10 protein-coding genes are annotated in these 11,552 nt (G+C 68.4%); 2 read left to right on the top strand and 8 right to left on the bottom strand.

The window, feature by feature from the left end; all coding sequences use genetic code 11:
* Positions 1-3: 3 nt before the first annotated feature.
* The 8 genes from ACQU6B_RS04465 to ACQU6B_RS04430 all read right to left on the bottom strand — a co-directional run bounded on the left by ACQU6B_RS04465 (position 4) and on the right by ACQU6B_RS04430 (position 7,665).
* The gene (locus ACQU6B_RS04465; RefSeq protein WP_430868845.1) at positions 4-1,467 is read right to left on the bottom strand and encodes an MFS transporter; all 1,464 of its coding nucleotides are present in this window, start codon (positions 1,465-1,467) and stop codon (positions 4-6) included.
* 120 nt (positions 1,468-1,587) lie between these two features.
* Positions 1,588-2,916 carry a glutamate-1-semialdehyde 2,1-aminomutase gene (gene hemL, locus ACQU6B_RS04460; RefSeq protein WP_430868844.1) on the bottom strand — a complete coding sequence of 443 codons (1,329 nt, stop codon included), beginning with the start codon at positions 2,914-2,916 and terminating at the stop codon, positions 1,588-1,590.
* Positions 2,917-2,925: 9 nt separating this feature from the next.
* Positions 2,926-3,912 (bottom strand): porphobilinogen synthase, encoded by a 987-nt coding sequence (hemB, locus tag ACQU6B_RS04455; protein WP_430868843.1) that lies wholly within the window; start codon positions 3,910-3,912, stop codon positions 2,926-2,928.
* A complete protein-coding gene (locus ACQU6B_RS04450) occupies positions 3,909-4,724 on the bottom strand; it encodes a uroporphyrinogen-III synthase (RefSeq protein WP_430868842.1) in 816 nt (271 codons plus the stop codon). Before ACQU6B_RS04450 ends, hemB begins: the two co-directional genes overlap by 4 nt.
* Positions 4,721-5,644 carry a hydroxymethylbilane synthase gene (hemC, locus tag ACQU6B_RS04445; RefSeq protein ID WP_430868841.1) on the bottom strand — a complete coding sequence of 308 codons (924 nt, stop codon included), beginning with the start codon at positions 5,642-5,644 and terminating at the stop codon, positions 4,721-4,723. The genes ACQU6B_RS04450 and hemC overlap by 4 nt, the downstream gene beginning before the upstream one ends.
* Before the next feature lie 28 nt (positions 5,645-5,672).
* The gene (locus ACQU6B_RS04440) at positions 5,673-6,314 is read right to left on the bottom strand and encodes a copper resistance CopC family protein (protein ID WP_430868840.1); all 642 of its coding nucleotides are present in this window, start codon (positions 6,312-6,314) and stop codon (positions 5,673-5,675) included.
* Positions 6,315-6,387: 73 nt separating this feature from the next.
* Complete coding sequence (locus ACQU6B_RS04435) at positions 6,388-6,987, bottom strand: TetR/AcrR family transcriptional regulator (protein ID WP_430868839.1); 600 nt, start codon at positions 6,985-6,987, stop codon at positions 6,388-6,390.
* Positions 6,988-7,080: 93 nt separating this feature from the next.
* Positions 7,081-7,665, bottom strand: a complete 585-nt coding sequence (locus ACQU6B_RS04430; RefSeq protein WP_430868838.1) for a hypothetical protein — start codon at positions 7,663-7,665, stop codon at positions 7,081-7,083.
* 289 nt (positions 7,666-7,954) lie between these two features.
* On the opposite strand from ACQU6B_RS04430, the gene ACQU6B_RS04425 reads away from it, so the two are divergent.
* Positions 7,955-10,198, top strand: a complete 2,244-nt coding sequence (locus ACQU6B_RS04425; protein WP_430868837.1) for a glycoside hydrolase family 3 N-terminal domain-containing protein — start codon at positions 7,955-7,957, stop codon at positions 10,196-10,198.
* A gap of 59 nt (positions 10,199-10,257) precedes the next feature.
* The gene (locus ACQU6B_RS04420; RefSeq protein ID WP_430868836.1) at positions 10,258-11,520 is read left to right on the top strand and encodes an MFS transporter; all 1,263 of its coding nucleotides are present in this window, start codon (positions 10,258-10,260) and stop codon (positions 11,518-11,520) included.
* Positions 11,521-11,552 lie beyond the last annotated feature (32 nt).

Below are 11,552 nucleotides of genomic sequence, written 5' to 3'. Positions count from 1 at the left end.
CAGCTAGACGTTCTGCATCCGTGCGCCGCGACGCAGGTAGAACACCCAGGTCAGGACCGCCATCAGGGCGAACACCCCGATGTAGAGGCGCAGGGCGGGCACGATCGAGCCGTCGAAGGTCCGTTGCGACCACATGTAGATGAAGGGGATCGCGAACCCTCCCAGGGCGCCGATCGCGGAGATGATGCCGACCGCGCCGGCCGACTGACGCTTGTACTCGAGAGCGGACTCCGCAGTGCCGTCCCCGTCCTGATCGCGCAACCGGTTGAAGATGGAGGGGATCATCCGGTACGTCGAGCCGTTTCCGATGCCGGTGAAGGCGAACAGGACGATGAAGCTGAGGAAGAACAGCCAGAGGTTCTCCTGCTGCACGCCAAGCACCGCGACGTAGCCGCCTATCCCCATCACCACGAACGACGTGGCGGTGATAATGGCGCCGCCGAACCGGTCGGCCAGCTTGCCGCCGTACGGGCGCGCAAGCGACCCGATCAGCGCGCCCAGGAAACCCCAGGACAGCGCGATGTCGCCGCGGTCGAAGACCACCTTGAGCAGGGTCGGGAAGGCCGCCGAGTAGCCGATGAAGGAACCAAAGGTGCCGATGTAGAGGAACGCCATGAGCCACGAGTGGCCGTGGGTCAACGCCCTCGCGGTGGGCTTGGGGTCCGCCTTTGCCTCCCGGAGGTTGTCCATGAAGATGAACGACAGGATGGCGGCAGCGACGGCCAGCGGCGCGTAGATCAGGCCCGCGGCGGGCAGGCCGATCGCGCTGATGCCGATGACCAGCGGCACGATCTTCTGCGCGACGGCGACGCCGATGTTTCCACCCGCGGCGTTGAGCCCCAGCGCCCAACCCTTGGCCTTGTCCGGGTAGAAGAAGGAAATGTTCGCCATGGAGGAGGCGAAGTTACCGCCGCCGAGTCCCGCCGTGGCGGCGATCACGAGCAGCACGCTGAACGACGTGTCCGGCTTGCCGAGCACCCACGCCATGCCCAGGGTGGGGATCAGCAGCAGCAGCGCGGAGATCGCCGTCCAGTTGCGGCCACCAAAAATGGGCACCGCGAAGGTATACGGGACGCGCATCACGGCGCCGACGCCCGATGCCACGGCTAGCAGGGTGAGCCCCTCGCCAGCCGTCAGCGCCCAGCCGCCCGTCCCCGCTGCGGTGAGGGTGCCATCGTCCGCGAAGGTGCCGTACATCTTCACGACGACGATGCTCCACAGCAGCCAGACGGAGAAACCGATGTGCTCCGCGACTATCGAGTAGCAGAGGTTGCGGTAGGCAATCGCCTTACCCTTGGCCTCCCAGAACAGGTCGTTCTCCGGATCCCAGCGTTCGATCCAGCGGCCCTTACCAATCACACCCGGCTCTACCTGGCGTGTCGCGGTGGTGTCGTTGATTGCCATGATTCCCGTCCCCTGGATCGACTGCGTTGACGTCTGAGCAACGTCAACGTCAGCGTCTGACACAAGGGAATCTACGGAGGCGGTGTTACGGGAGCGCCCTCCGCATGTGAAGGGCGGGAAACTTCTCTCTCACGCGTGCCGGGGGTCGGCTGTGAGACCGATGGCGCGGGGTGGCGCCGGAGGCTACCGGTTGGCAGCCGCCCAGGCGCCCACCGCGTCACCCACGCGGTCGATGTCCACGGGAGTGTGTGCCGCGGACAGGAACCAGGCCTCGAAGGCCGAAGGCGGCAGGTAGATGCCGCTATCGCGCATCGAGTGGAACAGCGTGGCGTACCCGGCGGTGTCCTGCCTGGAGACCTCGTCGAAGTCTCGGGGGGTGGCGTCGAGACCCAGGAAGAACGACGCGAGGGTGCCGGCGCGACCCACTGCGTGAGACACCCCGGCGTCAGTGAGCGCGCCCGAAACACGATCGACCATCTGATCGGAGAGCTCGGCAAGATTGCGGTACAGGCCGTCGTCGAGCAGGGACATGGTCGCGCGGCCGGCCGCAACGGCGACCGGGTTTCCGGACAGCGTGCCCGCCTGATAAACGTTGCCCAGCGGAGCGAGCTGCTCCATCAGGTCCGCGCGGCCGGCCAATGCGGCGACGGGCAGCCCACCGCCGATGACCTTGCCGAACGTGACCAGGTCAGGGACCCAGGGCTCGACGCCCCGGGCGATGGCGGCATCTCGCTCCACTCCCCAGTAGCCGGCGGGGCCGGCGCGGAAGCCGGTGAGCACCTCGTCGAGGATGAACACGGCACCCTCGTTGCGGCACAGCGACGCGATGAGTTCGTGGAAACCGAGCGGGGGCTCGATGACGCCCATGTTGGACGGCGCAGCCTCGGTGATGACCGCGGCGATGCGCGCGCCGTGTTCGGCGAAGGCGTCGGTGAGCGCGGCATCGTCCCCGTACGGGAGCACGATGGTCTGGGCGGCGATCGCGGCCGTGACGCCGCCGCTGTCCGGCACGCCGGAGGTGGCGAGGCCGGAGCCCGCCGCGACCAGCAGCCCGTCGGAGTGCCCGTGGTAGCAGCCCGCGAACTTCACGACGAGGTCGCGACCCGTGGCCCCGCGTGCGAGGCGAACAGCGGTCATGGTGGCCTCGGTGCCGGTGCTGACCAGGCGCACGCGCTGCGCGGGCGAGTAGCGCGCGCGGATCTCCTCGGCGAGGGAGATCTCCGCCTCGGTCGACGCCCCAAAGCTGAGGCCGCGCTCGGCGGCACGCTGGACGGCCTCCACCACGAGCGGGTGCGCGTGCCCCACGATCGCGGCTCCCCAGGAGCACACCATGTCGACGTAGGTGCGCCCCGCGGCGTCCGTCACGTAGGCGCCCTTGGCCGAGGCCAGCGGGACGGGGTGACCGCCCACGCCGTTCCAGGCGCGCACGGGCGAGTTGACGCCGCCGGGGGTCACCGCCTCGGAGCGGAGTACGAAGGCGTCGGCGTCGAAGCCGGTCGATGCGTCTGTCATGAGATGTCCTTAGTTTTCGGAGAGCCAGGCGGCAAGGTCGAGCGCGGCGTAGGTCACGACGATGTCGGAGCCCGCGCGAATCATGGAGGTCAGGGCCTCAAGGTGGGCCGCGCGGCGGTCGAGCCAGCCGCGCTGCGCTGCCGCCTCGATCTGGGAGTACTCCCCAGAGACGTGATACGCGGCGACCGGCACTCGCGACGCCGCGGCGACCTCGGCCACCACGTCCAAATACGGCAGTGCGGGTTTGACCATCACGATGTCCGCGCCCTCGGCCTCGTCGATCTCCGCCTCGAGCAGGCCCTCGCGGCCGTTCGCGGGGTCCATCTGATAGGTCTTGCGGTCGCCCTGCAGGTCGCTCTGTACCGCGTCCCGGAAGGGGCCGTAGAAGGCGGACGCGTACTTGGCCGCGTACGCCAGCAGCGACGTGTCCATGTAGCCCGCGACGTCCAGGACCGCGCGCACGTGCGCCACCTGACCGTCCATCATTCCGCTGAGTCCGAGCACGTGCGCGCCCGCACGGGCCTGAGCCAGCGCCATTTCGCCGTAGGCCTCAAGCGTCGCGTCGTTGTCGACGCCCCCGCGCTCGTCCAGCACCCCGCAGTGGCCGTGATCCGTGAACTCGTCCAGGCACAGGTCGGCCATTACGACGAGCCGGCCGTCCGCCGCCGCGACCGCGCGCGCGATCGCACGGTTGAGGATCCCGTCCGGGTCCGCCGCCGCCGAGCCTGTCGCGTCCCGCTGCGAGGGGATCGCGAACAGCATGACCCCGCCGATGCCCGCCGCTGCGGCCTCGTCGACGAGGCTCGCGAGAGAGTCGAGCGTGTGGTGGCTCACCCCCGGCATCGACTCGATGGGCTGGGTTTGCGTCACCGACTCGTGCACAAAGATGGGCAGTACCAACGCGGCAGCGCTGGGCCGAGTCTCGCGCACGAGCCGGCGCAAGGGTGCGGAGGCGCGCAGCCTGCGGGGTCGACGCTGGGGTCCGATCGCGGTCATGAGTCCTCCGTTGAAGTTCCTGGGTTGCCGTCGCTCGCTGGGGCTAGAACCCCGACGAGCGCCTCCACAATTCCGTCATACGACGGTACGCCTGCCACCGCGTCGACGCGTAACCCCGCGGCCTCGGCGGCGTGCGCGGTGGATGTACCGATCGCGACGATCCGCGTGCGGGTTGCGACATCCGGGGACTGGGCCGCGAAGCGTTCCGCGACGGAACCGGACGTCAGCACCACGGCGTCCACGTCCCCCGCGCCCAAGGCCGCGGCGAGCTCGTCGCTCATTCCGGGACCGTCTACGGTCCGGTACGCCTCGACCGTATCCACGACCCAACCCTTGCGTTCGAGCCCGCGGGTGAGCATCGGCGAGGCAAGGTTCCCCAGCGGCGCGAGTACGCGCCCGGGGCCCTCCAGCATGTCCGCCACGATGCCACTTGCCGTGGATTTGCCAGACGGCACCAGTGTCACGTCGAGCCCCGCCTCTGAGCAGGCGCCCAGCGTCGCCTCCCCCACAGTCGCGACGCGCGCGGACGGCTGCGGCTCGGCCAGAGAGGTCCCCGCCGTGCGCGCGAGTTCGGCCATCGCGGCGACGGCGTTGCGGCTGGTCACTGCCATCCAATCGTACTGGCCGGAGCACCACTTGGCCGTGGCGATCGCGAGGTCCGCCGGCGTGGACGACGGCGCGATCGCGATGAACTCCACCGCGTCCACCAGCACCCCGGCGGCGCTCAGCCGCTCAGCGAGCACGCGTCGGCGCTCGGTCACGGGCACCAGCACCCGCGCCCCGGCAAGCACTGCGGCGGTGAGGTCGGTCACGACCGACCCATCAACCGCGCAGCTCCTCGACCCATGAGCGCCCAACCCGCGCTCCTGCCGACGGAGCCGGCATCCGCGACGGACCCGGAGTCCGTCTCGTTCAGCACCAGGGTGCCGGTCAGGTTAGTGACTCGAGTGGTGAGCCGTAGCGTATTGCCGACGACCACCGCGTGCGCCGCCACCGGGGTGGCGCAGCCAGCCTCGAGCACCTCCAGCATGGTGCGCTCGGCGGTCACCGCCGCACGGGTGTGCGGATGGTTGACCGCGCCGACCACTTCGGCAATTTCAGCCGCCGCATCCGCGCGAATCTCCACGCCCAACGCTCCCTGTCCCGGCGCCGGGACCATCTGCGTAGTGGTGAAGAACTCGGAGACCTCGTCGGAGCGTCCCAGCCGAGCCAGCCCGGCGGCAGCCAGGATGACGGCGTCAAAGTCGTTGCCGACGCGCGCGAGGCGCGAGTCGACGTTGCCCCGCAAGTCCGCGACCTCGAGGTCGGGCCGCAGGGCCCTGACCTGAGCGGCGCGACGCGGCGAACTGGTGCCGACTCGTGCGCCCTCGGGCAACTCCGCGAGGGTGAGGCCTCCTCCGCACAGCGCGTCGCGCACGTCCTCGCGTTCCGTCACCGCCACCAGGTCCAGCTCGGGGTGCGCGCCTACGGGCATGTCCTTGAGCGAGTGCACGATCAGGTCGCACTCGTCATTCAGGAGCGCGTCCCGAAGGGCGTTGACGAACACACCCACCTCGCTGAGCCCTACCAGCGAGCCCTGGGTGCGGTCTCCCTTGGTCGAGATCTCGACCAGCTCGACGGTGACCTCGACGCCACGCACGGCGGCGCGCGCCACGATGTCGTCCGCGACCATGCCGGACTGGGTGGTCGCGAGCGTTGACGCTCGCGTACCGAGGCGCAAATTCATACTCATGTCAGTCTCACCAATCCGGGTTGCCCGTTCACTGCTGGGGGGCGTCTGAGCCTTCTGCCTTCTTGGTTCCGGTGCGCCACATGACGAATCCGACGACCGCGCCCACCACGAGGCCGATGCCGACGATCCACCACACCAAGTTTGACGAGCCTTCCTCAGCGGGGGCGCTGATGGGAACAGCGCTCACCTCGGCGACGGGCTCCGAGATCAGGCTGGGCACGGGTGAGGGAGTTTCAGACGCCACCGCGGGCGCGGCCTCGCTCGCGGAGGCGCTGGGGGTGCTGGCCGCACCCTCGGGCGTATACGTGAAGGCCACGGAATTCTCCAGGGGGTGTCCGTCGCTCGCGACCACGCGCCAGTCGATCACATACTCGCCGGCGGCAAGATCGGCAGGCAGCGGCGCGGTCAGCTCGCTAGGCACCGACAGGTCGACCTCGAGGTCAACCGTCGTGCCCGCCGCGTCGGTGAGAGTCACCGAGTTGCCGATGTCCAGGAGCTCGTCCGAGAACACCAGACTCACGTCGGCGAGCTCCGTCATTACCTCGCCGTCGGTGGGCACCTCGCTGATGAGCGACGTGTGCGCGCTGGCGGCAGGGGCCAACGCCAGCGCGAGCATGCTCACGAGTGCTACGGAGGCGATTCTGAGGGGGCTAAAGGCTACGCGATTCATGTGCACCATTCTTGCATCCAAAGCATCCTCGCTCCCCCACTGGCAGGCCTCCGATCGCCGACGACCGTGGCCCTCAGAGGGGCACGGTCAGCTGACGCTGAAGATGCGCACGCAGCGATGCCGGCATGTCCACGCAATCGTTGTCGAGCAGCCACTGCACCTGAAGCCCGTCCATCAGGGCGATCATCTGTTGCGCGGCAAGAGCGGGGTCGACGCCCTCGGCGAGTTGCCCGGCGTCTCGGGCGACGCCGTAGGCATCTGCGACCTCGCGCACCAGGCGCGCGTAGCGCTCCTTGAAGAATTCGTGCGCGGGGTGGTCCACGGCCGTCGACTCCGCCGACACCACAACGAACACCTCGACGATGCCGGGGCGCCCCTGATTGACGGACGCCGAGCGGACCAGCCGTCTCAGGACGTCGATGCCGATGTCGTCTGCGCTAGCCTGCTCCGCGCGATCCACCTCGTCGCGGTGACTCAACACCGCGAGCAGCAGCGCCTCCTTATTGGGGAAGTGGTACAGCAGGCCCGGGTGCGATATCCCGCACCGGGCGGCGATGTCCCGCAGAGACGCACCGCGGTAGCCATGTTCGCCGAACTGCTCCATCGCAGTGCGGAGGATCAGGGAGCGGGTCTGGTCGCCCTTGCGCGTGGCCCTCGCTGTGTCAGCACTCATGAGGCCACCCTAGTTTGCCTACCGCCCGGTAGGAAATGCAAAAGCGGGGACCTACGCGCTGGCAGCGCGCCGGTCCCCGCCCGAAGATCGCGGCTAGACGAGCCAGCGGTTCTTCTGAACGATCGGGAGACGCTTCCACGGCTCTCCGAAACCAATCTTCTGGATGTAGCGGGCCTCGAGAATCACGATGGCGATGATGGCGACGCTGTAGATGATGTGCTCATCGACAAACGGGTTGTTGGCGTTCTGTACGGCACCGGGCCATGCGTGAGAGACGTACATCATGACGAGCATGAGCGGGCCGGCCACCATGGCGACGCGAGTGCCGATGCCGAGCATCAGCGCCAGGCCAATTCCGAGCAGTCCGAGCATGAAGAACCAGTCGGTCCACGCCTGCCCACCAAGAGTCTGGAAGAATTCTGCGAACGGACCGGAAGACGATCCGAGGTATCCCTCGGTGATGCGCCCGCCGTTGATCCACGAGGCGTCGCAGTTGACGGTGATCGCGCCAGTTTCGCGGTCGCTGCATGTGGCGAACCCGAGCCCGAAAGCCTTATCGAGGAATGCCCACAGGAACGTGAATCCGATCAGGATTCGGGTGACGCCAAGCAACGCCCATCCGGTGCGGCCCTGAATCACCGGTGCTACCGCGGTGGAACTGCTGGTTTCTGCACTCATGTCAATACTCCTAGAAACAATTTGTCGCGAGCGACGTCGGGGATCCGCGCCGTGCCAAACGATCTAACTCCTTAAGACTATGGAGCGTTTGGGCCCGGTTGCCAGGACTTTTGTCCCATGGTCGAGACCCCCTGAACGCGGCACGTGCCACCGATCAGCTTCCCCGCGCACGCCGCGAAAGGCTCTCGTCGAACCCATACTTACCAAGTGGTAGGTAATGCGGTTAACATGGTTCCTAGATGAATCGCCGCGGAGCCGCGGCACCCACCGCTACCAGGCAAGGACCACCATGAACGACGCCGCCTACCTCGACGCCACGCTCCCGACCGCGCAGCGCGTCGACGACCTGATCTCCCGCATGACGCTGGCGGAGAAGGTGGGCCAGATGATGCAATTCACCGCCACCGACGGCGTGCAATCGATCATCGAGGACTTTCACGGGGGCTCGATTCTGCACACGTCGCCCGAGCGGGTCTTTGAGGCTCGCACCTGGACCGAGAAGTCCCGACTACGCATCCCGCTCATCGTGGGCGAGGACTGCATCCACGGTCACTCGTTCTGGAGGGGCGCCACCATCTTCCCCACCCAGCTGGGCCTGGCCGCCTCCTGGGATGCGGGCCTATTGGAGCGCGTCGCCAGGACCACCGCCGTGGAGGTCGCAGCGACCGGGATCCACTGGACCTTCTCCCCCGTGCTGTGCATCACCCGCGACCTGCGCTGGGGCCGCGTGAGCGAGACCTTCGGCGAGGACCCGTACTTGATCGGCGAGCTAGCCTCCGCGATGGTGCGCGGCTACCAGGGCGACGGGCTGTCAGACCCCACCGCAATCCTGGCTACCGCCAAGCACTTTGCCGGATACTCGGATACCCAGGGCGGGCGCGACGCGTCCGAGGCCGACATCTCGCGCCGCAAGTTGCGCGCCTGGTACCTGCCCCCCTTCGAGCGAGTGGCACGCGAGGGTATCGCCACGTTCATGCTGGGCTATCAGTCCACGGACGGCGTACCCATCACGGTCAACGAATGGCTCCTGAAGGACGTGCTGCGCGAGGAGTGGGGCTACCAGGGCACCCTCATCACCGACTGGGACAACGTGGGCAACCTGGTCCGCGAGCAGCGCCTATTCCCCGACTACGCCCACGCCGCCGCCGCCGCGGTCAACGCCGGCAACAACATGATCATGACCACCCCCGCCTTCTTCCAGGGCGCGCAGGACGCGGTGGCCCAGGGGCTACTCGCGGAGAAGCGAATCGATCAGGACGTGGCGCGCATTCTCACGCTGAAGTTCGAACTCGGCCTGTTCGAGAACCCGCGCATGCCCGACGTCGCGCGCCAGGCCACCGAAATCGCGGCCCCCGCGCACACCGCGTTGAACCTCGAATCCGCGCGCCGTTCGCTGGTCCTGCTCCAGAATGACGGCGCGCTGCCGCTGCCCCTCGAAACCTCCAAGCGCATCGCGATCGTCGGCCCCAACGCGGACGATGCCCAGACACAGCTCGGCGACTGGGCCGGATCATCCGGCCAGGCACCGTGGCTCATGGACGGACACCCCCGCGAGCAGATCACCACGGTGCTCGACGGGCTCACCGCCCTGGCTCCCGAGGACTGGACCGTGACCCACGCGCGCGGCGCCGACATCCTGACGCTGGGAGCCGACCCCGCCGGAGAGTTCTTCGCTGACGGCCAGCCGCGCCCGCAGGTAGTGCACCCGTGCGATCCGGACGCGCAACTGATCGCCGACGCCGTGGCCGCCGCGCGCGACGCCGATTACGTGGTCGCGGTCGTCGGCGACCGCATCGAGCTCGTCGGCGAGGGAAAGTCCACCGCCACGCTCGACCTGATCGGCGGGCAGGTCGCGCTACTCGACGCCCTCGCCCAGACCGGCACCCCCCTCATCGTGGTGCTGCTGGCGTCCAAGCCGCTCGTTCTGCCTGCCTCGGCTCACTCCGCCGCGGCCATCATCTGGGCCGCCAATCCGGGCATGCTAGGCGGGCAGGCGATCGCCGAGCTCGTCCTCGGCCACATCGAACCCACAGGGCGGCTGCCCATCTCTTTCGCGCGCCACGTAGGCCAGCAGCCCACGTTCTACAACCAGATCGACGCGCAGCACGGCACCCGCTACGCAGACCTGACCCAGGAGCCCGCCTGGGTCTTCGGCGAGGGTCTCAGTTACACGACCGTCGAGTACTCGGACCTCCAGGTCCACCAGGCCGAACTCGGACTGGAGGACACCGTGAGCGCCAGCGTCACCGTTACCAACACCGGCGCGCGCCCCACGCTTGAGACCGTCCAGGTCTACGTGCGCGACGTGAACACGTCCGCGACCTGGGCAGACAGGGAACTCAAGGCGCACACCCAGGTGGCGCTGCAGCCGGGCGAGTCATCGACGGTCGAGCTGTCGCTGCCAGTCACGGACTGCTCGATGGTCAACGCCCGCGCGGAGCGCGTGGTCGAACCGGGCGACTTCCAGTTGCTGGTCGGCCCGTCGTCGCGCCTCGACGTCCTTGAGGTGGCGACGTTCACTGTGGCAGCGTGAGTTCCGCGCGGCACAAGTCTCACCCCGCCCCTTTTCATTCCGCACTTAAAGGTTGAATCATGCCCGCATCCGAACGCCGCGTCGTCACGACGGAGCTGAAGCGCGCGCGCATCGGCGTCGCGCTGATCTTCTTCACGAACGGAATTGTGCTGGGCGGATTCGCGCCGCGCATCCCCGAGATCCGCAACTCGCTCGAGCTCTCCTACGGCGGACTCGGCCTCGCGATGGCCGCGTGGCCAATTGGTTCACTGCTGCTCGGTCTCGCGGCCGGGTCACTCATCCGCCGCTATCGATCCTCGCGAGTGGCGACCTTCGGAATGAGCCTCAGCGCGATCGCCATGCTGGGTGCCGGCCTCGCGGGCTCGCCTCTGTGGTTTGGGGTGGCGCTGTTCATCGTCGGCACTACCGACGCGTGGGTCGACGTCGCCCAGAACTCGCACGGCCTGCGGGTGCAGCGTGGCTACAAGAGGTCCATCCTCAACTCGTTCCACGCACAGTGGAGCATCGGCGCCGTCACGGGGGGCCTGGTGGGCGGAATCGCCGCCGGGGCGGGCATGAGCGTGCCCTGGCAATTCGGCATCGTCGCGGTATTCGTCATCGCGGTCAACGCCTTCGCGTACCCGATGCTGCTGAAGGGCCCCGAACCCGCACACGCGGGCGAGGAGGGCGCGGACGAGGCCGGCATCCCGCACGCCGCGACCGCGCCCCACACCCCGTTGCGCCGGGTACCCCGGCACACCTGGGCCCTACTCGCCGCGCTGAGCGTCATCGCCATCGCCGGCGGCTGGGCCGAAGACGCCGCGTCGACCTGGTCGGCCAGCTACCTGCGGGACGAGCTGTCAGCCGGAGCCACCTTGGCCGCGCTCGGCTTCGTCTCGATGCAGGGCTGCCAGTTCATCGGCCGCATCCTTGGCGACCGGATGGTGGACCGCTGGGGGCAGCGCAGCGTCGCCCGCTGGGGAGGCCTCCTGGTCGCGCTCGGGATGGGGCTCGCGATCGCGTTCCCGTCCGTGTGGGGCACCATCGTGGGCTTCGGCGCCGCCGGATTCGGCGTGGCCACGCTCATCCCGGGCGCCATGCACGCCGCGGACCAACTACCCGGACTGCGGGCGGGCACCGGCCTCACCGTGCTGTCGTGGCTCATGCGCACGGCGTTCCTGCTGTCGCCGCCCGTCGTGGGCGCCATCGCTGACTCGACCAGCTTGCGCACCGGGCTCGCGCTCGTGCCACTGATGGGCGTGCTCGTGTTCCTGCTGGCGGGCGCCATGTCCCCCCCGCAAGGAACCAACCTCCGCCCCCTAGGGAGCGCCCGTCAGAGCTGACCAGGGAATACTCCGACACGTTGCGCGTTGAT

Origin of the sequence: Demequina aurantiaca, from assembly GCF_050598105.1 — a bacterium.
Taxonomy (GTDB): Bacteria; Actinomycetota; Actinomycetes; order Actinomycetales; family Demequinaceae; genus Demequina; species Demequina aurantiaca_A.
The sequence above is the reverse complement of the archived record's forward strand: the minus strand, read 5'-3'. Positions and strand labels throughout refer to the sequence as shown.

What these genes read in the sequence shown, in the direction of transcription:
- ACQU6B_RS04420 (WP_430868836.1), top strand. Translation starts at nt 10,258, where the DNA reads ATGCCCGCATCCGAACGCCGCGTCGTCACGACGGAGCTGAAGCGCGCG.
- hemC (WP_430868841.1), bottom strand. Translation starts at nt 5,644, where the DNA reads ATGAGTATGAATTTGCGCCTCGGTACGCGAGCGTCAACGCTCGCGACC.
- hemB (WP_430868843.1), bottom strand. Translation starts at nt 3,912, where the DNA reads ATGACCGCGATCGGACCCCAGCGTCGACCCCGCAGGCTGCGCGCCTCC.
- hemL (WP_430868844.1), bottom strand. Translation starts at nt 2,916, where the DNA reads ATGACAGACGCATCGACCGGCTTCGACGCCGACGCCTTCGTACTCCGC.
- ACQU6B_RS04425 (WP_430868837.1), top strand. Translation starts at nt 7,955, where the DNA reads ATGAACGACGCCGCCTACCTCGACGCCACGCTCCCGACCGCGCAGCGC.
- ACQU6B_RS04435 (WP_430868839.1), bottom strand. Translation starts at nt 6,987, where the DNA reads ATGAGTGCTGACACAGCGAGGGCCACGCGCAAGGGCGACCAGACCCGC.
- ACQU6B_RS04440 (WP_430868840.1), bottom strand. Translation starts at nt 6,314, where the DNA reads ATGAATCGCGTAGCCTTTAGCCCCCTCAGAATCGCCTCCGTAGCACTC.
- ACQU6B_RS04430 (WP_430868838.1), bottom strand. Translation starts at nt 7,665, where the DNA reads ATGAGTGCAGAAACCAGCAGTTCCACCGCGGTAGCACCGGTGATTCAG.